We start from the raw sequence: 21604 nt of genomic DNA on the forward strand, positions 1-21604 counted from the left end.
GCGGGAGGGCTCAGCCCTCGCCCGCCTCGGTGGCCTCCTGGGTGTCGGCCTGGTCCTCGAGGTCCTGGGCGCGGTCCCGGCAGTCCTGGGCGTAGTCGAGCACGTCGGTGCGCAGGGTGCGCACGTCGCGTCGCACGTCGCGGACCCCGTCGTAGAACTCCGCGGCGCTCGTGCCCCACCAGACGCCGTCGGGGTTCTCGGGGTAGCGCTCCAGCAGGGTGTCGATGTCGTCGTCCAGCAGCTCGGCCTTGTCGCTGATCGTGCGCGCGACCTCGCGCAGCTGACGCGCACGCTCCCGCTTCTGCTCCGGCGTCGTCACAGCAGGCTTATCCCCACGAGGATGGCGAAGAGCGGCTCGGCCGGGAGCGGGGAGAGGACCACCTCGTCGCTCTCGTCGGTGAGCCGCAGGTGGCCGTGCCGACCGGCGTGGACGCCAGCGACCCGGTGCTCGGTGTCCGAGGTGAGGGTCCAGGTGAACCACGGCTGGCCCCAGATCTCCCGCAGGTGCTCGTCGGCCCCGAAGGGTGGTGGGGCCGTGGCGTCGTCGGTCCGCTGCGCCACCAGCTCGCGGGGAAAGCGGTTCGGGGAGATGGCCATCGGCCACGCCGGCCCGACCTGCAACCACGCCGCCAGATCGGCCGCCAGGTGCATCGTGGGCAGCCACATGAGTGTGCCCGTCGTCGCCGAGGCCAACCGGTCTCTGCCGACCGGCTCGGTGCCGGCCCACGTCTGCGGGGAGTCCGTCGCCCAGACGACGACGCTGCCGCGCACCCGGGCCGCCTCGTAGGTGCCCGGCACCCCTGCCGCCGCGCTCTCGACCCGGATCCGGCGGTCTGCCGAGCGCAGGAGGGTATGCGTCGAGCGCCCGTCCTCGGTGAGTCGGCCGGAGCGCTCGACCAGGCCGGCGTGGTGCAGCTCCTCCACCGCCGCCTCGTCGCTCACCCGGGGGCCGCGCAGGAGGCCAGCCTCCGCGGCGGCGAACGTCGTGAACGCCGAGCGCGACAGCGGCATACCCTCCGAGGTCCAGGGCTGGGCGTCGTGCAGCCGGGAGAGATCCTCGAGCTCCTCCCCCTGGCCGCTCCAGAACGGGTCGGTGCGGGGCTCAGCCACGGCCGTCCTCCTCCCGGGTCGGGCGGACGCGCAGACCGTCGACGGCGGCGCCGATGAACGGCATGACCCGCAGGTAGCGGTCGGCGTCCACGGTGGCGGTGACCGACAGCGGCCGGCCGTCCTCGAGGCGCATCCACGTGGTGGTGCAGATCAGGGCGTCGCCCGAGGGCCAGGTCGAGAGCAGCCGACGACCGCCCTCGTCGCGCCACAGGTCCCACGAGACGAGGCGGTGACCCTGCTCGAGGGCGATGAGCGTCGCCGCCGTCTGCGTCGCGACGGCGCCGATGCTCTCCTCCGACTCCGGGCCGAGGCCGATGACGAGGTTGGGGCGCACGCCCAGGTCGGCCGCCCAGTCGGTCGGTGCCAGCGCGAGCAGGACGGTCCCCTCGTCGTCCGGCTCCTGCTCGATCGGGCCCCAGCCGGGGGGCGGGTCGAGCTCGACGGTGAGGTCAGGAGTGCTCATGCGGGTCCTTCCACGGCGGGGCGTCCCGCAGCCAGCGGGGGGTGAGCGGGCGCGGCAGCCACCAGACCGCCAGCACGCCGAGGGCGAAGGCCACCAACGCCACGACGAGTATGAACGTCCCGACGACCGGGCCGACCAACGGCGACAGGGTCGTGAGGACGAGCGCGATCCCGAGGAACAGCGGCGCCAGGTGCAGGGTCCTGCTCGGCCACGAGCGGAGCATGATCGCGCGGATCCGACCGGACCAGGCGATGAGGCCCACGACGATCATCGCCAGGCCCAGGGCGAGCAGGATCGGGGAGAAGACGAGCGCGCTGTCGGGGGAGGTCATCCGAAGAGCGACCCCCACACCTCTTTGGCCCCGTCGGCGATGGCGCTGCCGGCCTCCTTGAGGGCGGTGCCCGCGGCCTTGCCGGCCTTGGAGCCGATGAAGGCGCCGATCGCGCCGCCGATGAGGGCGCCGCCGACGGTGCCGACGACGGGGATGGGGATGAAGCTGCCCGCGATGGCGCCGTAGTGGGCCCCGACGAGCCCGCCGGCGATCGCTCCGCCGCCTTCGGTCGCGACGTTGTAGCCCGCCGAGGCGACGCGCTGACCGGTGCTGTACTCGGGGTGGTACTGCTGGTCGTGCTCCCACTGGCTCGCCGCCGAGTCCCACACGGTGAGGGCGACGCCCGCGCCACCGAGGAGGCGGCCACCGGTGCGCGCCCACGTGGGGGGACGCCCGAGGTCCGGGCTGGTGGTGACGTTGGGGCCCGGCCGGTAGGTGGCCTCGTCGGTCAGGGTGCTGATGCGGGGCAGCCTCGGGTCTGCCGAGCTGCCCTGGGGGACGAGGATCCCGCTCGGGCGGCGCACCAGGTTGGTGCCCTCGTGCACGTCGTCGGCGCTCCCCAGGAGGGACGTGAGCTCGTCCAGGGCCCCGGCGGCGGTGACGGTGTCGACCTTGGGCACGTAGAGACGGAAATTGCGGTAGCGCTCCAGCAGCCCCTGCCCGACACCGAGGGGGAGGGCACCGAACTCGTCGCTCCGGGCGATCTGCTCGATGTTCTCGGTGACCGTCCGGTCCTCGTCCGGCAGGAGGTTGCCGAAGTCAGGGAGCCAGTAGCCGGCCTCGCGCAGCTCCTGGATCGGCTTCTCGTGGTCGACGTAGTGGATGGCGTGGTCCTTGGCGGCACCGGCCAGCATCGACAACGTCTCGGCGAGGGTGCTCGTCCGACGCCGGGCGTCCGGCGCCCCGGCCGACACCCACAGGTCCACCTTCTCGACCTGCGTCGTGATGTCCCCGCCGATCGTCGACAGGCTGGTGGCCACGCCCAGCGTGGCACCACTCATCGCGATCACACCGTCCGGATCGATGCGGACCGTCACCCCGTGCCTCCCTCATGATCGACCGCCGGAGCACTCTACCCAGGCCGAGATGGGGCAGCATGGACGGGTGCCCGCCCCTCAGCGCCCCCACATCCTGCTGATCCTCACCGACGATCACGCGGCCCACGCCGTGAGCGCCTACGGCTCGCGGATCAACACCACCCCGCACATCGACGGGATCGCCGAGCGTGGCGTGCGGTTCGACCGCTGCTTCGTCACCAACTCGCTGTGCACCCCGAGCCGGGCCAGCATCCTCACCGGCACCTACAGCCACGTCAACAGGGTGCGGACCCTGTCGACGCCCATCGACCCGAGCCAGCCGACCTTGGTGTCGCTGCTCGAGGAGGCGGGCTACCGCACCGGCCTCGTCGGCAAGTGGCACCTGGGCGAGGGCCCGGCCCACCAGCCCCAGGGCTTCGACCACTGGGAGATCCTCGTCGACCAGGGGGAGTACGTCGACCCCACCATCGTCAGCCCGGAGGGCACCCGCACCGAACCGGGCTACGCCACGGACGTCCTCACCGACCTGGCCCTGGGCTGGCTGGACTCCCTCGAGGGGGACGAGCCGTGGTGCCTGCTGCTGTGGCACAAGGCCCCGCACCGGCCCTGGGTGCCGGCGCCACGGCACACCGAGCTCTTCACCGACCCGATCCCGCTGCCGGTGACCTTCGAGGACGACCACACCGGTCGGTCGCAGGCGGTGCAGGACGTGTGGATGAGCGTGGCCGAGCACCTGAACGCGGAGGACCTCAAGGTCGACCCGCCGGAGGGCCTGGCGGGGCCCGCCCTCACCCGGTGGAAGTACCAGCGGTGGATGGAGGACTACCTGCGCTGCGTGCAGGCGGTCGACGAGAGCGTGGGACGGGTGGTCGAGGCGCTCCGCGCGCGCGGCGAGCTGGACGACACCGTGCTCGCCTACAGCTCGGACCAGGGCTTCTTCCTGGGCGACCACGGGTGGTTCGACAAGCGGCTGATGTTCGAGGAGTCGATCCGGATGCCGCTCGTGCTGTCCTGGCCGCGCGGCCTTCCCGGCGGTGGCGTGCACGACGGCATCGTGTCCAACGTCGACCTCGCGCCGACGATCCTCGAGGCCTGCGGGGTCCCGGCGCACCCCCGGATGCAGGGCCGCAGCTTCTGGCGCGACCTCGTCGGAGGCGACGCCCCGCCCCCGGCCGACGGCCTCTACTACCGCTACTGGGAGCACGCGGACGGCAACCACCACGCGCCGGCGCACTACGGCTACCGCACCGAGCGGCACAAGCTCGTCTACTACTACAACGACCCGATGGGGCTGCCCGGCACGACCGGTGGCCCCGGCGAGCCGGAGTGGGAGCTCTACGACCTGCGGGCCGACCCCCTCGAGCTGCGCAACGTCGCCGACGACCCCGGCTACGCGGAGGTCCGCGAGGAGCTGGAGGCCCGGATGTGGCGGGCGCAGGCCGAGCTGGGGGACGAGCCGCACCCGAGCCAGCCGGTGCCCCGCCTGCTGGGCTGAGACCGGGCGGTAGCCTTCCGGGGAGTCCGGGCAGGCCGGCAGGAGGAAGGGCCGATGGTGGAGAGCACGGGGCGACGCCCCACGATCTACTCGGTCGCCGACCGCGCAGGGGTCTCGATCGCCACCGTCTCCCGGGTGCTGCGCCGACCCGGCGAGGTGCGCGCGTCGACCCGTGACCGCGTGCTCGCGGTCGTCGAGGAGCTGGGCTACGTCCCCGACGGTGCCGCGCGCTCGCTCGCGGTGAAGTCGCACGAGGCCCACGGCCTGGTGCTGCCCGAGCTGCGCGGGCCCTACTACGCCGACCTGCTCACCGGCTACGAGCAGGGTGCGGCCGAGGGTGGCGCCAGCGTCGTCGTGCTGCTCACCCACGGCAAGGACGACGTGGACCTGCTCGTGCGCCGGCTGGCCGGCCGGGTCGACGGGATGGTGCTCATGGGCGCGGTGCCCGTGTCCACCGGCACGGTCGCCGCGGTGCGCGCCAAGCTGCCGGTGCTCGTGCTGGCCGACCGGCACCAGGTCTCGGTCGAGAGCTTCAGCACCGAGAACGTCCGCAGCGCCGAGCAGCTGACCCGGCACCTCATCGACGTGCACGGGCGGCGCACGCTGCGCTTCGTCGGGTCGCCGGAGTTCGCCGACGACGTCCGGGAGAGGTATGCCGGCTTCGTCGCCGCCCACGAGGCGGCGGGCCTGGTGCCGGCCGAGCCGGTGCCGGCCACCTTCCGCGAGGACGACGGTCCCCGGGTGGCCTCGTTGCTGGTCGAGGACGGGCTCGGGGCGGACGGCGTGGTCTGCGCCAACGACGAGCTGGCGCTGTCGGTGATGCAGCGGCTGCTGGCGGCGGGCGTGGACGTGCCGGGGCGGATCAGCGTCACCGGGTGGGACGACGTCATGGCCGCCCGGTACGTCACCCCGGGGCTGACCACGGTGAGCCAGCCGGTGCGCGAGCTCGGCCGTGAGGTGGCGGTGCGGATGCGCGCGCTGCTGGAGGACCGGCACTCGGCCCCCGAGCAGCACGTGCTGCCGACCCGGCTGGTGCTGCGGCAGTCCTGCGGGTGCGCCTGACCCCTTGTGCTGACCCGGGGGCGGGTGTATCTTCGGCGGGACGCGATGTAAGCGCTTACGACGACGAAGGAGTCCTCATGCGACGTTCCACCCTGCTGGTCGCCCTCACGACCACGACCGCCCTGGCCCTCTCCGGGTGCGGCCGGGACGACGGCGGTGCGGGTGACGCGGGTGCCCCCCAGACCGGGGAGGCGGTCTCGACCGACGACCTGTCCGGCGAGCTGGAGGTCTGGGCGATGGGTGCCGAGGGGGAGGCGCTCCCCGAGCTGGTCGCCGGTTTCGAGGAGCAGTACCCCGAGGTGAGCGTCAACGTGACCCCGGTCCCGTGGGACTCGGCGCACGACAAGTTCGTCAACTCCATCACCGCCGGCACCACGCCCGACGTCGCGATGATCGGTACCACGTGGATGGGCGAGTTCGCCGGCATGGATGCCCTGGACCCCACCCCGGGCTCCATCGACACCTCGGCGTTCTTCGAGGGGGCGCAGGGCACGACCGAGGTGGAGGGTACGTCCTACGGCGTGCCGTGGTACGTCGAGACCCGGATGGTCTACTACCGCACCGACATCGCCTCCGAGGCCGGCTACGACGAGGTGCCCACCGACCAGGAGGGCTTCCAGGAGATGGCGGCCGCCATGCAGGAGCAGGAGGGGGTCGACTGGGGCATCAGCCTGCAGCCCGGCCAGACCGGCTCCTGGCAGACCGTGGTGCCCTTCGCCTGGTCCCGCGGCGCGGAGATCGCGACCGAGGACGCCTACACGCTGGACACCCCGGAGACCGTCGCCGCCGTCGACTACTTCGGCAGCTTCTTCGACGAGGGGATCGCCGACGCCAACCCGCCGGAGGGCCAGACCGAGGCCACCTTCACCGACGGCAGCGTCCCGATGTTCGTCTCCGGGCCGTGGATGATGAGCCTCGTCGAGGACTTCGCCGCCGAGGGCGGGGAGGAGGACTTCGGGTCGATGTACGACGTCGCCCCCATCCCCACCGCCGACGGCGGGGAGTCCAGCTCCTTCATCGGCGGCTCCAACCTCGGCGTCTTCGCCGACACCGAGAACCGCGACGCCGCGTGGGCGCTCGTCGACTGGCTGACCCAGCCGGAGACGCAGGTGGAGTGGTACGACATGACCAGCGCGCTGCCCTCGGTGCAGTCCGCCTGGGACGACGAGGCGCTGACCGAGGACGAGAAGCTCGCGAAGTTCGGCGAGCAGCTCACCACCGCCCAGGCCCCGCCGTCGTTCCCCACGTGGGAGCAGGTCGCCGCCGCCTTCGACGCCGAGATGGAGAAGGTCGCCAAGCAGGACCTCTCCGGCGAGGAGGCCGTCCAGACCGCCCAGCAGCAGGCGGAGTCCATCGGCACCGGGCAGTAAGCCGGTGAGCGCCGTCACCGGGACGCGCCGAGGCGCCCCGCAGACCAGCCGTGAGGCCAGGAAGGCCGGCTCCTCGCGCCCGCCCGGCGCGGGACGTGAGGAACGGGCCGGCTGGCTGCTGACCCTGCCCTTCCTGCTCCTCTTCGGCGTCTTCACCGCCTGGCCGGTGGTCCAGTCCGTCTTCTTCTCCGTCACCGACATCACCAACCGGGACCTGCGCACGCCGTTCCAGGTGAACTTCGTCGCCTTCGAGCAGTACGCCAAGGCCTTCGGCGACCCGGTGTTCCGGCAGGCGGCGCTCAACACCGCATACTTCGTGCTCGTCGGGGTGCCGCTGACGATGACCATCGCGCTGGCCGCGGCCATCGCGCTCAACACCGGGATCACCCGCTTCCGGGCGGTCTACCGGCTCGGCTTCTACACCCCGGTCATCACCTCGATCGTGGCGGTCGCCGTGGTGTGGCGGTTCCTGCTGCACCCCGACAGCGGCCTGGTCAACACCGTCCTGGCGTGGGTCGGCATCGACGGGCCCAACTGGCTCGGGTCGACGACCTGGGCGATGCCCTCGCTCATCGCCATGGCGACCTGGCGCAACTTCGGCACCGCCATGATCATCTTCCTGGCCGGCCTGCAGGCGGTGCCCCAGCAGCTGCACGAGGCGGCGGCGATCGACGGGGCCAACGCGTGGCAGCGGTTCCGCAACGTCACCGTCCCGGTCCTGCGGCCGACGATCCTCTTCGTCTCGGTGACCACCGCGATCGGCTACCTGCAGTTCTTCGAGGAGCCCTTCGTCATGACCCAGGGCGGTCCCCTCAACAGCACGATCTCGGCGTCGATGTACACCTACCAGCAGTTCAGCTTCGGCAACTACGGGTATGCCGCCGCGCTGAGCTACCTCATCTTCCTCGTCATCGCGATCGTCACCGCGCTGCAGTTCCGCTTCCTCTCCGAGAAGGAGGACTGAACGATGATCGGCACCCGGTCGCGCTGGTGGCTCTACGTGCTGCTCACGGTGGCGCTCGTCCTGGTCATCACCCCCTTCGCGTGGATGGTGCTCGGCTCGTTCAAGACCAACGCCGAGCTGCGGCAGATCCCCCCGACGTGGTGGCCGCAGAACCCGACGCTGGACAACTTCACCCAGCTCTTCAGCCGGCTGTCCTTCGGGACCTACTTCAGCAACTCCACGATCGTCGCGGTGGTCGTCACGGCGGGCAACCTGCTCTTCTGCTCGATGGTCGGCTACGCCCTGGCCATGCTGCGCTTCCGCGGCCGCAGGCTCATCTTCGCCCTCATCCTGGGCACCCTGATGATCCCCGGGGTCGTCACCTTCGTGCCGCTGTTCGTCCTCGTCGCCAACCTCGGCCTCGTCGACACGCTGCCCGGGCTGTTCCTGCCCTTCCTCGTCGCGCCGTTCGGCGTCTTCCTCATGCGTCAGTTCGTCCTCGGGCTGCCCCGCGACCTCGTGGAGGCGGCCCGGATCGACGGTGCCGGGGAGTTCCGGATCTTCTTCCAGGTCATCCTGCCGCTGCTGACGCCGGCCCTGGCCACGCTGGGGATCCTCACCTTCCTGGGCAGCTGGAACAACTTCCTCTGGCCCCTCGTGGTCGCCCAGAGCAACGACACCTACACCCTGCCGGTGGCGCTCGCGCTCTACTCCACCGGGCAGAACGAGCAGCAGTACGGCCTGCTCATGGCCGGCGCGACGATCGTCGTCCTACCCGTGCTGGTCGTGTTCCTCATCTTCCAGCGGCGGTTCATCCAAGGGATCGCCACGACCGGGATCAAGTGAGTCCCGGGCCTCCCTCCCTCCCCTCCATCCCCCACGAAGGAGCACCGATGCACCCGCTCGACGCACGTCATACCTCGCTGTCCCGCCGCACCATGCTGGCCGGAGGGCTGGCCGGGGGCGTCGCCCTCGGTATGCCCTCGGCCGCCCTCGCCACCCCGCCCGGCCACGCGCGCCCCGGCCGCCCCGGCCGCCCGGGTCGGCCCGGGCCGGCGCCGGAGGGCACCGACGCCGCCACCCTCCGGCGGTGGACGCGGGACACGTGGGCCTCGATGGTCGCGATGACGCCGCAGGACACCGGGCTGGTGTCCGACAACATCACCGGCGACCTGTCCACGCCGGGCGTCTACACCTCGCCGACCAACATCGGCGGCTACCTGTGGTCGGCGATCGTCGCCCGCGACCTGGGCCTCATCACCCCCGGTGAGGCGACCCGCCGGATCCGGCGCACCCTGCGCACGCTGCAGGGGATGGAGCACCACGAGCCCAGCGGGATGTACTTCAACTGGTACGACCCGCGGGACGGCTCGGTCATCTACGACTGGCCCGAGAGCGGCGACCCGGTCGTGCCGTTCGTCTCCAGCATCGACGCCTCCTGGCTCGGCGCCGCGCTGCTCGTCGTGCGCAACGCGGACCGGCCCAACGCCCGGCTCGCCGGCCGGCTCTTCGACCGGATGCGCTTCGACGTCTTCGCCGACCCCACCTTCGACAAGCCCTACCTCAACTACGGCGGGTTCTACCTCGAGGAGCCCACCCGGTTGCTCTCGCCGCCGCGCACCGAGGCCCGCGACCTCATCGACGCGGGCACGCCGGTCTGGTACACCGCCGACCACCACTACGACACCATCGTGTCCGAGACCCGCATCACCACCTACCTCGGCATCATGAAAGGCCAGGTGCCGCCGGAGGCCTACTTCCAGGCGTGGCGGACCTTCCCGCCGGAGTGGACCTGGCCGGAGATGCCGCCGGTCGGGCAGTGGCGGACCTACCTGGGCGTCGACGTCTTCGAGGGCGCCCACGACTACCTCGGCCACCGCACGGTCCCCGGCTGGGGCGGCTCGATGTTCGAGGAGCTCATGCCCAACGTCTTCGTGCCCGAGGAGAGCTGGGCGCCCGACTCCTGGGGCCGCAACCACCCCAACCACGTCGCGGTGCAGGCCGCGCACGGGCTGGCCGAGTACGGCTACTGGGGGTTCTCGCCCGCGAGCCACCCCGCCGGTGGCTACGCCGAGTGGGGCGTGGACGCCCTCGGGCTGAACCCGGAGGGCTACTTCTCCGACGTGGAGCGCACCGACCGGGTGCACGGGCAGCCCGAGCCGGACTACGGCCAGGGTGTCGTCACCCCGCACGCGGCCTTCCTGGCGATGATGCACGCCCCGGCGCAGTCCTACGACAACCTCGTCGCGATCGAGGCCGACTTCGACTCCTACGGGCCGGGCGGCTTCTACGACGCGGTCAACACCAGCTCGGGGCAGGTCGCCACCCGCTACCTCTCGCTGGACCAGGCGATGATCCTCGGGGCGCTCGGCAACGTCCTGGGCGGCGGTCTGCTGCAGCGCTACTTCACCACCGGCGCGGCCGAGCGCGTGCTGCGCCCGGTGCTGGCCATGGAGGAGTTCGGGGCGAGCGCATGAGTGATCCAGGATTCCGTACCGGACCCGACGGCGTGCGCTGGCGCGACCTCAACCACAACGGCGTCATGGACCCCTTCGAGGACCCGCGCCTGCCGGACGCCGTGCGCGTCGACGACCTCCTCGGCCGGCTGGGCCTGGACGAGAAGATCGGGCTGCTCTTCCACACGGTCATCGAGACCGGACCGGGCGGCAGCGTGCTCGACGGGCCGGGGGCCATCAGCAAGACCGGCACCCGGCACGTCGTCGTCGACAAGCGCGTCAACCACTTCAACGTCCACCAGCTCGGCCCGGCCCACGAGGCGGCCCGCTGGCACAACACGGTCCAGCGCCTGGCGCAGGAGACGCCGCACGGCATACCGGTCACCATCTCGACCGACCCCCGGCACGGGTTCAGCGAGAACGCCGGCGCCAGCTTCTCGGCCGGCTCCTTCTCCCAGTGGCCCGAGCCGCTGGGCATCGCCGCGCTGCGCGACGAGCAGGTGTGCCGGGAGTATGCCGAGGCCGTCCGCTCCGAGTACGTCGCGGTCGGCATCCGGGCGGCGCTGCACCCCACGCTGGACCTCGCCACCGAACCCCGGTGGGCGCGGCAGCTGCACACCTTCGGGCAGGACCCGCAGGTGGTCACCGAGCTGGGTCTGGCCTTCCTGGAGGGCCTGCAGCGCGGCCGGCTCGGACCGGGGAGCGTGGCCTGCACGGCCAAGCACTTCCCCGGCGGCGGGCCGCAGGCCGACGGGGAGGACGCGCACTTCCCCTACGGCCGGGAGCAGGTCTACGGCGGCGGGCACTTCGCCGACCACCTGGCGCCGTTCCGGCCGGCCGTCGAGGCCGGCGTGGCCGCGATGATGCCCTACTACGGCATGCCGGTCGGGCTGCAGCTGGACGGCGAGGCGGTGCCGGAGGTCGGCTTCGGCTTCAACAAGCGCATCGTCACCGGCCTGCTGCGCGACGAGCTCGGCTACGACGGCGTCGTGCTCACCGACTGGGAGCTGGTCAACGACAACCACGTCGGCGACCAGGTGCTGCCCGCCCGCGCCTGGGGTGTCGAGCACCTCGACGCGGCCGGGCGGATGGAGCTGCTCCTGGAGGCCGGCTGCGACCAGTTCGGCGGTGAGGAGTGCGTCGAGGTGCTGGCCGGCCTCGTGGCCGACGGCCGGGTCAGCGAGCAGCGCCTCGACATCTCGGTCCGGCGGCTGCTCATGGTCAAGATGCAGCTCGGCCTGTTCGACGACCCGTTCGTGGACGAGGCCCTCGCCGACGAGCGGGTCGGCACGCCCGCGACGGTCGAGGCCGGCCTGGCCGCCCAGGCCGCCTCGGTCACCGTGCTGGCCGACGAGGGCGGGCTGCTGCCGTTGTCCGGGTCCGGGCGGGCGGTCTACGTCGAGGGCCTCTCGGCGCAGGACGCCGCCGCGCTGGGCCGGGTGGTGGAGCGGCCCGAGGAGGCCGACCTGGCGGTCATCCGCCTGGCCGCCCCGCACGAGCCCCGCTCCGACCTCTTCCTGGAGGCGTGGTTCCACCAGGGGTCGTTGGAGTTCCCGCCCGGGCTGCCGGTGCGGCTGCGGCGGATCCGGGAGCACTGCCCGGTCGTCGTCGACGTCACCCTCGACCGCCCCGCGGTCCTCGGCCCGGTCATGGAGGCGGTCGACGCCGTCGTCGGCAGCTACGGCAGCGGCGGGCCCGCGCTGGTCCGCGCCCTGCGGGGCGAGGCCCGGGGCCGGCTGCCCTTCGACCTGCCGCGCTCCATGGAGCAGGTGCGTACCCACCACCCCGACCAGCCGGGGCTGGGCGACCCGCTCCTGCCCTGCGGGCACGGCATACCTCTGGGCGCCCGGGTCTGACCCGGGGCACCACCCGGACGGAGGGGCGTGGTGGCTGCGGGTCGCCCTGACGACCCGCAGCCACCACGGGTGCCGGCCGCCCGCTGAGGGTGGGTGCCGGCCGCCCGCTGAGGGTGGGTGGCGGCCGCCCGCTGAGGCTGGCGCCCAGCGGCCCGAGAAGCTCGCCCTCCCTCTGCAGTCCCGTGGGGGTCGTCGGCAGTCACACCAGCCACATCAGACGCACGAGCACCACGGTGCGGGGACGGTGACGGATGCCGGGGATATATCCCGTGGTTCTGTACACGTCTCCGCACGGTGTGACCACGGTGACGCAGGGGGCGCCTGCGGCGGCCCACCTGCGACCGGCCCGCCGACCGGCGCGCGGGCTCAGCCCTGGTGGGCCAGCTCGCCCGCGCGGCGCTGCAGGTAGCCCTCGGCCGCCCGCCGCCCGGAGACCATGGCGCCCTGGATGGAGCCGGTGTCCAGGTGGTCGCCGGCCATGATGAGGCCCGGCTCGACCTCGAGCGCCTCCCGCACGTTCAGCGGCGCGGGCTGGGCGGGCAGGGCGTAGGGGATGTCGTCGCGCCGCAGCAGCTCCCAACCCTCCGTGGGGACGCCGTAGATCCCGGCGAGCTGGGCCGACACCTGCGCGTCGGTGACCGGCTCCTGCCCGGGGCGCAGCAGGCAGCTCGACACCACCAGGTGCCGCCCCGGCGGGGCGTAGGACGGGGCGGCGTTGCTCAGGACCGCGGTGTTGATGACGGGGCCCGGGTCGGTCCGCTGGTCGACGACCAGCATGGCGTGCTCCGTGGGCGCCTCGTCCACCGCGAACCAGTGGGTCGTCACCCCCTTGCCGGGTGCCGTCTCCCGACCCGTGAGGGCGGCGGCGGCCTCGGCCCCCGTCGCGACGACCACCAGGTCGGCGGTGATCTGCTCCCCCCCGGCCGTCTCCACCCGGCCCGGACCGACCGAGACCACCTCGGTGCCGAGCTCCACGGGGGTGTCCAGGCCGGCCGCCAGCTGCTCGGGCAGCGCCTGCATGCCACGCTCGGGCAGCCCCGGCTTCCCCCGGGCGAACATGCGCGTGAGCATGTGGGTGAAGGCCGTGGAGGTGCTCCCGTCGTCCTCGAGGACGACGCCGGACAGGAAGGTGTCGACCACCCGGCGCAACGGCCCCTGCAGGCCTGCCCGGTCCATCGACTCCCGGCGCGAGAGGTCCTCCCGCTCGTTGCGCAGGGCCCAGTCCACCCGCAGGGCGGGTGCGGCCCAGCGGGCCAGCGCGCCCAGCGCGGCGGGGTGCAGCTTGCCCGAGCGCATGGTCTGCCCGATGAGCTGGGGCTCCCTGCGCGGGTCGGCCATGACGAGCAGGGACTCCGTCCGCTCGCTGCGGATGGCCAGCCCGGCCCGGAAGGACTGCAGGTCCAGGGCGTCGAGGTCGACGTGGGGCCGCAGCGCCGGGTAGGCCGGGTTGAGCACCTGGAAGCCGCGGTCGAGCAGGAAGCCGTCGACTTCGTCGGTGCGGATGCGCCCCCCGACGGCGTCACCCGCCTCGAGCACGCGCACCCCCACCCCCTGGTCCTGCAGCGCGCGGGCGCAGGTGAGCCCGGCGAGTCCGGCTCCGACGACGACGACTTCGACAGATGGGGACATGCCCTCACGATAGGACCGCACGCGGCGCGCGTCATGTCGTGGTGAGGGGACCCGACCCGGCACGCCCGGCCACCGCAGCACCCACCCCCACGGGGGAGGTGCCGGTCCAGACGGCGCGATCGCCGGACTCGGCCTAGTGTCCAGACTGACGTTCGATGGCCGAGCATGTCGGCGCAGGCGTATGCCCACGTCACGTCGCCCACCCGATGACTGGAGGTTCTGCTATGCACGTCGTGGTCGTCGCCCACGCCCGGCACCCGTTGGCCGAGCCCTTCGCCGGCGGCCTGGAGTCGCTGACGGCGCACCTCGTCGCGGGTCTGGCCACCCGGGGGCACCGGGTCAGCGTCTTCGCGGCCCGCGGCAGCCAGGAGATCCCCGGCGTGGACTACCTGTGGCCGGAGCGCCTGGAGCTCAGCGCCGCGGCGCAGACCGACGTCTCCATGCCCGAGGCGGGGTGGATGCAGCAGCACCACGCCCACCTCAGCCTCATGATGCACCTGGCCCAGCGGACCGACGTCGACGTCGTGCACACCCACGCCCTGCACTACCTCCCCGTGGCGATGGCGCCCCTGCTGCCCGCGCCGACGGTGCTCTCGCTGCACACCCCGCCGACACCCTGGTTGGAGTCCGCGCTGCGGGCGGCCCAGGGCATACCGGGTCGCCAACCGGTGGTCACGGCCGTCAGCCGGCACACCGCCCGGGCCTGGTCGGACCTGGTCCGCCCCCAGCTCGTGCCGAACGGCATCGACACGCGGGAGTGGCGCGCCGGGCCCGGCGGCCCGGCCCTCGTCTGGTCCGGGCGGATCACCCCCGAGAAGGCGCCGCACCTGGCCGTGGCCATCGCCCGGCGCGCGGGCCTGCCGCTCGTGCTGGCCGGCCCGCTGTCCGACGAGACCTACGCGCGGCAGGTGCTGTGGCCGCTCCTGGGAGACGGCATCACGTATGCCGGTCACCTGCGCACCTCCGAGCTCGCCTCGCTCGTGGGGCGCAGCGCGGCGGCGCTCGTCACCCCCGACTGGGACGAGCCCTTCGGGCTCGTGGCCGCCGAGGCCCTGGCCTGCGGCACCCCGGTGCTGGCGCTCGACCGGGGTGGGCTCGGCGAGGTCGTGGGGGAGCACGTCGGACGGCTCGTCCCGGTGCAGGACCGCGCCGGTCACCCGCTCCCGGAGACCGAGCTGGTGCGCAGCGGCGCCGAGCTGCTGGGCGAGGTGCTGGGGCTCTCCCGCCCGCTCGCCCGGGCCCATGCCCTGGAGCACCACTCGGTGGACGCCATGGTCGAGCGCTTCGAGCGGGTCTACGAGTCGGCCGCACGGCTGGGCCGCCGCTCCCTGCGTCAGCCCCGGGGGGCCGGCCGGGCCGCGCAGCGGGTGGGTCGCCGGGAGCGCGCCCTCGTCGAGCGCACCCCGCGCCCCAGGACAGTGGGGTCGCTGGCCCTCTCCGAGGCCGAGGCAGAGCCCGGCCGGTGATCGGCTACTACCTGCACCACCAGGGGTCGGGCCACCGGCGCCGCGCCACCGCCGTGGCCCGCCGCACCCGGCACGCCGTCACCGGTCTCGGCAGCGGGCCGGCCCCGGAGGGCTGGCCGGGGGACTGGGTCGAGCTGGCCCGGGACGACGACCCGCCCGTGGACCCCGAGGGGGCCGACGTCACCGCCCGCGGGGTGCTGCACTGGGTGCCGCTGCACCACCCCGGCCTGCTGCGGCGGCACGCGCAGCTGCTCGCCTGGCTCGAGCAGGCCCGCCCCGAGCTGCTCGTCGTCGACGTGTCGGTGGAGGTATGCCTGCTCGCGCGGCTGTGCGGGGTGCCCGTGGTGGTGGGAGGGATGCCGGGCCGGCGCACCGATGCGGTGCACGCGCTGGGCTACGACGTGGCGGAGGCCATCCTCGCCCCCTGGCCCGCCGGTGCGCACCCCCGGGACGACTGGCCCGCACGCTGGCGCCTCAAGACCTGGGAGGTCGGGGGGATCAGCGCGCTCGCCGCGGCACCGCCGTCCCCCACCGACGCGTCCGCCCCGGCCCCGTCCCGGGCGACCCGGGGGGCGGGCGGGCCCGACGGGGCCGCCCGGCAGGTGCTGGTGCTCTGGGGTCACGGAGGAGAACCGCTGCACCCGGCCCAGCTGCAGCAGGCGCGGGCCGCGACCCCCGGGTGGACCTGGGTGGTCCGCGGGGGCGGGCACCCCGCGTCGCCGGACCTGCCGGCCGAGCTGTCCCGGGCCGACGTCGTGGTCTGCCACGCCGGCCAGGGCGCGGTGGCCGACGTCGCGCTGGCCCGCCGCCCGGCGGTCGTCCTGGCGCAGACGCGCCCCTTCGACGAGCAGGTCGCCACGGCCGCCGCGCTGTCCCGCCTCGGTATCGCCGCGACGGCGGACGGGTGGCCCGACGGCCCGCGGTGGCCCGGGCTGCTGTCACGCGCCCTGGAGCTCGGCGGGCAGGCGTGGTCGCGCTGGGGGCAGGACGGCCCGGGAGTCGCCGCTGGCCACCTGGACGCGCTGGCCGACTCGCTGGCGCGGCCGGTCGATGTCGACCACGAGGGCGTGGCCCGCACCCCGACCGGTCCGGCGGTCCACCCCGGCGTGGAGCGGGGCGCATGAGCGTCGCGGTCCTCACCCTGGCGCACGGTCGGCACGACCACCTGCGCGGTCAGATCGCCGGGCTCGCCGCGGGCCTGCGCCGCCCCGACCTCCACGTCGTGGCGGCCATCGACGACCCGGAGGTCGCCCGGGTGGCGCGGGAGGCCTGGGACGAGCACGGCCAGCCCGCCCGGCCCGCCGCCCCGGGAGGGGGGCCGCGACCGGGGCCCGGGCCCGCCGCCCCGCGGCTGCAGGTGGTCGAGGTCGGGGCCGACCCGCGAGGGCTGCCGCTGGCGCTCGCACGCAACGCCGCAGCCGCCACGGCCGTGCGGCAGGGCGCGCAGACCCTCGTCTTCCTGGACGTGGACTGCATACCCGGTCCTGGCACGGTCGCGACGTATGCCGCGGGGCTGGCCGCCCCGCGGGTCGAGGCCGGGCCGCTGGTCCTGGGCGGGGACGTGGCCTACCTGCCTCCCCGACCGCAGGGGTGGTCCGACCCGGCGCAGCTCGCGCGGCTGGGCGAGCACCGGCCCGACCGGGTGCGGCTGCCGGAGGGGGAGCAGCGGCACGAGCCCGACCTCACCCGGTTCTGGTCGCTGAGCTTCGCGACGACGGCCGAGGACCTGGAGGCCGTGGGCGGGTTCTGCACCGACTACGTCGGCTACGGCGGGGAGGACACCGACTTCGGCCAGCTGCTCGGGGCGCGCGGCGGGAGGCTGGTCTGGGTCGGCGGGGCGACCGCCTACCACCAGCACCACGCCTCGGCCTCCCCGCCGGTGGCGCACCTGGAGGCGGTGGTGCGCAACGCGGGCGTCTTCGCCGACCGCTGGGGGTGGTGGCCGATGGAGGGCTGGCTCGAGGCCTTCCGCCGGCTCGGCCTGGCCGAGCAGGACGGGTCGGGGCGATGGGTGGTCAGCGGGTGAGCCCCGTCCGCGTGCGGCACGTCCCCGCCGCCCATCCCTACGTCGAGCACGTGCAGCCACCGCCGGCGGCGTCCCCGCCCGCCGTGAGCGTGCTGCCGGACCCGCCGGTCCCCGGTGCGCCCGCGGGCCGGTGGTGGCCGCACCCCGCGCTGGAGGAGGCCTGGGTGCGCGAGCACGCGCACGACCAGGACGTCCTGCACGTCCACTTCGGGGTGGAGGGGCGCAGCCTGCCCGAGCTGCGCGCGTGGTTGGACGCGCTGGCCGACCTCGGCCTGCCGCTCGTCCACACCGTCCACGACGTCGACCACCCCCACCTGCACGACCAGACCCACCACCGGGACCAGCTGGCCCTGCTCGTCGAGCGCTCCGACGGCCTGCTGACCCTCAGCGAGGGAGCGGCGGACCGGGTGGAGCGCGAGCACGGGCGCCGCCCGCTCGTCCTGCCGCACCCGCACGTGGTCCCGCTGGCGCTGCTGGACGGGCCGCGCCCGGTGCACGAGGAGCTGCGCGTGGGGCTGCACCTCAAGAGCCTGCGGACCAACCTGGCGCCGATGCGGGTCCTGCCGGCGCTGCTCGAGGCCCTGCCGGACCTCCCGGCGCGGACCGGGCGCCCGGTCGTGCTGGAGGTCCGGGCGCACCCCGAGGTGCTGGACCCGGACTTCCCCCGGCACGACGAGGCGCTCGCCGGGCTGGTGCGCCGGTTGCTCGACGACCCGCCGCCCGGGGTGGAGGTGGTCGTCGGCCCCCGCCTGGACGACGCGCAGCTCTGGTCCGCCCTGCAGGCGCTGGACGTCTCGGTCCTGCCCTACGCCTGGGCGACGCACTCGGGCTGGGTCGAGGCGTGCCGCGACCTCGGCACCTGGGTGCTGGCGCCGCAGGTCGGTCACCTCGAGGAGCAGGGGGGCGGGATGGTCCGGACCTGGGGGCCCCCGGGCCGGGCGCCCGCCGCCGCGCGGCTGTCCGATCTGCTCGCACGGTGCGCGGACGGACCCCCCGCCCGCCCCGGTCGGGCGGCGCGGTCCGCGGAGCGGGCCGAGCTGGCGCGACGGCACGCCCAGGTGTATGCCGGTGTCCTCGAGGGACGACGGATCGACGGAGGGAGCCCACCGTGAGCGAGGACGGACGGCGTCGCCACTACGGCGGCTTCTACGGGCTGGAGGAGCTGCCCGCGACCGGACGGCCGCGGCTGGCGGTCTTCGGCAACTGCCAGGCCGAGGCGCTGCGCGTCGCCCTCGACACCGCCGACGTCCTCGACACCGTGCGGATGCCGCCGGTGCACGAGCTGGAGGAGGCGGACCTGCCGCACCTCGACCGGCTGCTGGGGTGGGTCGACGTCCTCGTCGCCCAGTCGGTGGCCGACGGCTACCGGGGTATGCCGCTCGGCACGGACCAGGTCGCCGCGCGGCTGCGGGCGGGGGCGCGCGTGGTGGCCGTGCCCAACTACTTCTTCACCGGGCTCTACCCCGAGCAGGTGCTGGTGCGCCACCCCGACGTCGAGGACCCGCCCGTCGTGCCCTACCACGACGTGCGGCGGCTGGCCCGCGCCGCCGGGTGGGACGGTCCGTGGGAGGCGCCGGCCGCCCTCGTCCGCGAGCTCGCCGCCGACTCGCTGGCCGAGCTCGAGCGGCGGGAGCGGGCCCAGGAGAGCCTGTGCATCAGCGACGTCGTCCGCGCTGCCGGGGCCGAGGCCGGCCGGACCGTCGACCACCCCGGCAACGAGGTGCTGCTGGCGCTGGCCCGACGGGTGCTGGAGGAGGTCGTGCCCGGGTCGGGGGCCGCCGTCCAGGACCCGGGTCGCGTCCTGCTCGCGTCCGTCTCCACCCCGCTGTCGAGCAGCGTCCTCGAGGCGCTGGACCTGCGGGGGGAGCCCCGCGAGGGGTGGCTGGTCGAGGGAGAGGCCGTCGCCGACGACGAGGTGGGGGCGGCGCACCGGGAGTTCTACGCCCGCCACCCGCGGGTCGTCGAGGTCGGGATGGAGAAGAAGGAGGACCTGCTGCGGCGGTGGGGCTGGCGCCCGTGAGCCGGTCGCTGGTCCACCTCGTGCCCGGGCCGGAGGAGCACGGTGTCGCGCGGCACGGGCTGGGTGTCCACCCACACCTGGGGGAGGCCGAGCTGCTGCGCTGCGACCGGCTGGACGAGCTGCCCGACGCCGCCGTCGCCGGACGGGTGGTGCTCGCGCAGGTGACCGACCGGCTGCTGGCCCCCTCGCCGGACCAGGGGCTGGAGCAGTGGCGCCGGGTGCTGCGGGGGGCGGTCCGGGTGACGGTGGTGCTGCACGACCTGCCGCAGCGCTCGGACGGGCGCCACCGGCGGGCGCGCAGCGAGCTCTACGCGGGGCTGGCCGCCTCCGCGGACACGGTCGTCGTGGCGAGCGCGCACGAGCGGCTGCTGCTCGCGGCCGCGCTGCGCTGGGCCCGCCCCGACGTCGCCACCGCGGTCCTGGACCGCACCGAGGTGGTCCCGCTGCCGGTCGAGCCCGACCCCGGCGCCGCACCCCGACCCTCGTCGCCGACCACCCCGCCACCTCCTCTCACCGTCGTGACGCTCGGGTTCGTCTACCCGGGCAAGGGGCTCGAGGAGGTGGTGGACGCCGTGGCGCTGGCCGCCCGGGACCCCCGGCTGCAGGACCGTGCGGTCGAGGTGGTCAACCTCGGGGGCGCGTCGCAGGGGCACGAGGACCTGCTGGAGGAGCTCGCCGGGCGGGCCCGGGAGGCAGGGGTGCGCTGGCACGCCACCGGCTACGTCCCCGACGAGGCGCTGCCGGGCCTGCTCGCCGCGGCGACCGTGCCCGTCGCGGCGCACCGGCACGTGTCCGCGTCCGGCTCCGTCGCCACCTGGCTCGCCGCCGGACGACGGCCGCTGCTGCTCGACTCGCGGTATGCCCGGGAGCTCGCCGACCGGCTGCCCGGGACCGTGCGGACGGTCCCCGAGGACGGGCTGGCCCCGGCGCTCGCCGAGGCGCTGGTGGCGGCGTCCTCCCGGGACGGCGCGGACCCGACCTGGTCGTCCCCCGACGTGCGCCTGGGGCCCACCTGGGAGGAGGCGGGAGGGCGGGTCGCCGGCCCGGCCCGCCAGCCGGCGGTCTCCGTCGTGGTGCCCTACTACCGCGACCAGGAGCTGCTCGACCTGCTGGTCGCACGCCTCGCGGCCCAGACCGGGGTCCGGGGCGGTCTGGAGCTGGTGGTCGCGGACGACGGCTCGCCCCGGCCGCCCACCCTGCCCGCCGCCCCGCACGGGGCGCTCGGGCGGATCCGGGTGCTGCGGCAGCCCGACGAGGGCTTCCGGCTCGCGGCGGCCCGCAACCTCGGCCTGGGGGCGGCGACGGGTCGCGTCCTGGTCCTGCTCGACGGGGACACCGTGCCCGAGGACGGCTACGTCGCCGCCCTGCAGCGGGTCTGCGTGGACGCGCCGACCCTCGCGGTCGGACGGCGTCGCCACGCCGACCTGCGCCGTCACCCCGACCTGCGCGGGGAGGCGCACTGGCCCCCGTCCGCGGAGCTGCCGGCCCCCGCCTGGCTGGCCGAGGGGTATGCGGGGACGCAGGACCTGCGGTCCGCCGACGACACGTCGTTCCGCTTCGTCATCGGCGCCGTGACAGGGGTGTCCCGTGCGGTGCTGGACGCCGTCGGCGGGTTCGAGGGTCGCCTCACCGGGTACGGCGGGGAGGACTGGGAGTTCGCCTGGCGGTGCTGGCTGGCGGGCGCGGACCTGCGGCACGTGCCCGACGCGGTGGCCTGGCACGACGGTCCGGACGTCGCCGGCCGCGCGGACGCCGCGGGCACCGGGCTGGCCGGTGTCAAGAACGCCGAGACCGCCCGGCTGGCCCACCTGCTGCCCCACCCCCTCGTCCGCGGCCGCGGGTGGACCTACCCCCAGCCGGACGTCGTCGTGGACCTCGACGTCCAGGGCTGGACGCCCGGCCAGGTCCTGCTCGTCGTGGAGTCGGTGCTGCGGCAGGGTGACGTGGGGGTCTGGCTGACCGGGACGGACGCCACGGCGGGGCACGAGACCCCGGGCCCGGGCGACGGGCTGCCGCCGGACCTCCGCCTCCACCGGGGCCGGCTACCGGCCGCGGTCCTCGCCCGGGCCCGGGCCGAGGTGCGCCTGACCCGGCCGGTCTGGGTGCACCGGCTGCCCTGGCGGCCGTGGCCGGCCCGGGTGGACGTCCCCGACCCGTCCCGTTCCCCGTGGACGGAGGACCCGGCGAGCGGCGTGCAGGTGCGGGTCACCCGTGGCTCCGGTCGGGCCCGGCTGCAGGGCGTACCGTCGGGTCCGTGCTTCCTGGACGCCGACGCGGTCGAGCCGGTCCCGCCGGACGTCGTCGTCGAGCACTGGCGGGCCGCGCACCCGTGACCGCGCA

The 21604-nt window shown here is 74.6% G+C and carries 19 protein-coding genes; 13 read left to right on the forward strand and 6 right to left on the reverse strand.

The genetic code is table 11. From position 1 onward, the window contains the following. Positions 1–10: 10 nt before the first annotated feature. Genes AVL62_RS11815 through AVL62_RS11835 form a run of 5 tightly spaced genes read right to left on the reverse strand, consistent with a single transcriptional unit; the run spans position 11 to position 2905 of the window. The gene (locus tag AVL62_RS11815; RefSeq protein ID WP_058891866.1) at positions 11–319 is read right to left on the reverse strand and encodes a hypothetical protein; all 309 of its coding nucleotides are present in this window, start codon (positions 317–319) and stop codon (positions 11–13) included. Further along, on the reverse strand, positions 316–1110 hold the full coding sequence (locus AVL62_RS11820) for a hypothetical protein (RefSeq protein WP_058891867.1): 795 nt from the start codon (positions 1108–1110) through the stop codon (positions 316–318). The genes AVL62_RS11815 and AVL62_RS11820 overlap by 4 nt, the downstream gene beginning before the upstream one ends. Then, entirely contained in the window at positions 1103–1573 is a 471-nt protein-coding gene (locus tag AVL62_RS11825) for a hypothetical protein (RefSeq protein ID WP_058891868.1), read from the reverse strand. The genes AVL62_RS11820 and AVL62_RS11825 overlap by 8 nt, the downstream gene beginning before the upstream one ends. Then, entirely contained in the window at positions 1560–1904 is a 345-nt protein-coding gene (locus tag AVL62_RS11830) for a hypothetical protein (protein ID WP_058891869.1), read from the reverse strand. Before AVL62_RS11830 ends, AVL62_RS11825 begins: the two co-directional genes overlap by 14 nt. After that, positions 1901–2905, reverse strand: coding sequence for a hypothetical protein (locus AVL62_RS11835; protein ID WP_153011773.1), 1005 nt, complete (start codon positions 2903–2905; stop codon positions 1901–1903). Before AVL62_RS11835 ends, AVL62_RS11830 begins: the two co-directional genes overlap by 4 nt. Positions 2906–3008: 103 nt before the next feature. Here AVL62_RS11835 and AVL62_RS11840 point away from each other — a divergent pair, with 103 nt between their 5' ends. The 7 genes from AVL62_RS11840 (at position 3009) to AVL62_RS11870 (ending at position 12123) form a co-directional block, all read left to right on the forward strand. Continuing rightward, positions 3009–4436 (forward strand): sulfatase, encoded by a 1428-nt coding sequence (locus AVL62_RS11840; RefSeq protein ID WP_235585682.1) that lies wholly within the window; start codon positions 3009–3011, stop codon positions 4434–4436. 54 nt (positions 4437–4490) lie between these two features. Then, entirely contained in the window at positions 4491–5498 is a 1008-nt protein-coding gene (locus tag AVL62_RS11845) for a LacI family DNA-binding transcriptional regulator (RefSeq protein ID WP_058891872.1), read from the forward strand. A gap of 77 nt (positions 5499–5575) precedes the next feature. Next, positions 5576–6868, forward strand: coding sequence for a sugar ABC transporter substrate-binding protein (locus tag AVL62_RS11850; RefSeq protein ID WP_058891873.1), 1293 nt, complete (start codon positions 5576–5578; stop codon positions 6866–6868). 4 nt (positions 6869–6872) lie between these two features. Continuing rightward, positions 6873–7832, forward strand: a complete 960-nt coding sequence (locus AVL62_RS11855; protein WP_083518922.1) for a carbohydrate ABC transporter permease — start codon at positions 6873–6875, stop codon at positions 7830–7832. 3 nt (positions 7833–7835) lie between these two features. Then, complete coding sequence (locus AVL62_RS11860) at positions 7836–8657, forward strand: carbohydrate ABC transporter permease (protein ID WP_058891874.1); 822 nt, start codon at positions 7836–7838, stop codon at positions 8655–8657. A gap of 47 nt (positions 8658–8704) precedes the next feature. Beyond that, positions 8705–10288: a glucoamylase family protein gene (locus AVL62_RS11865; RefSeq protein ID WP_058891875.1), complete on the forward strand. Its 1584-nt coding sequence runs from the start codon at positions 8705–8707 to the stop codon at positions 10286–10288. Further along, the gene (locus AVL62_RS11870) at positions 10285–12123 is read left to right on the forward strand and encodes a glycoside hydrolase family 3 protein (RefSeq protein WP_058891876.1); all 1839 of its coding nucleotides are present in this window, start codon (positions 10285–10287) and stop codon (positions 12121–12123) included. The genes AVL62_RS11865 and AVL62_RS11870 overlap by 4 nt, the downstream gene beginning before the upstream one ends. 366 nt (positions 12124–12489) lie before the next feature. Here AVL62_RS11870 and AVL62_RS11875 read toward each other — a convergent pair whose 3' ends face one another. Beyond that, entirely contained in the window at positions 12490–13752 is a 1263-nt protein-coding gene (locus AVL62_RS11875; protein ID WP_058891877.1) for an NAD(P)/FAD-dependent oxidoreductase, read from the reverse strand. Between the two features lie 224 nt (positions 13753–13976). Here AVL62_RS11875 and AVL62_RS11880 point away from each other — a divergent pair, with 224 nt between their 5' ends. Genes AVL62_RS11880 through AVL62_RS11905 form a run of 6 tightly spaced genes read left to right on the forward strand, consistent with a single transcriptional unit; the run spans position 13977 to position 21597 of the window. Continuing rightward, on the forward strand, positions 13977–15218 hold the full coding sequence (locus tag AVL62_RS11880) for a glycosyltransferase (RefSeq protein WP_083518923.1): 1242 nt from the start codon (positions 13977–13979) through the stop codon (positions 15216–15218). Then, complete coding sequence (locus AVL62_RS11885; RefSeq protein ID WP_058891878.1) at positions 15215–16342, forward strand: glycosyltransferase; 1128 nt, start codon at positions 15215–15217, stop codon at positions 16340–16342. The genes AVL62_RS11880 and AVL62_RS11885 overlap by 4 nt, the downstream gene beginning before the upstream one ends. Then, entirely contained in the window at positions 16339–17244 is a 906-nt protein-coding gene (locus AVL62_RS11890) for a glycosyltransferase family 2 protein (RefSeq protein WP_058891879.1), read from the forward strand. Before AVL62_RS11885 ends, AVL62_RS11890 begins: the two co-directional genes overlap by 4 nt. Then, positions 17241–18356, forward strand: coding sequence for a glycosyltransferase (locus AVL62_RS11895; RefSeq protein WP_153011774.1), 1116 nt, complete (start codon positions 17241–17243; stop codon positions 18354–18356). Before AVL62_RS11890 ends, AVL62_RS11895 begins: the two co-directional genes overlap by 4 nt. Next, a complete protein-coding gene (locus tag AVL62_RS11900; protein ID WP_058891881.1) occupies positions 18353–19264 on the forward strand; it encodes a WcbI family polysaccharide biosynthesis putative acetyltransferase in 912 nt (303 codons plus the stop codon). The genes AVL62_RS11895 and AVL62_RS11900 overlap by 4 nt, the downstream gene beginning before the upstream one ends. After that, on the forward strand, positions 19261–21597 hold the full coding sequence (locus AVL62_RS11905; protein WP_153011775.1) for a glycosyltransferase: 2337 nt from the start codon (positions 19261–19263) through the stop codon (positions 21595–21597). Before AVL62_RS11900 ends, AVL62_RS11905 begins: the two co-directional genes overlap by 4 nt. Positions 21598–21604 lie beyond the last annotated feature (7 nt).

This window comes from Serinicoccus chungangensis (assembly GCF_001483745.1).
Classification (GTDB): Bacteria; Actinomycetota; Actinomycetes; order Actinomycetales; family Dermatophilaceae; genus Ornithinicoccus; species Ornithinicoccus chungangensis_A.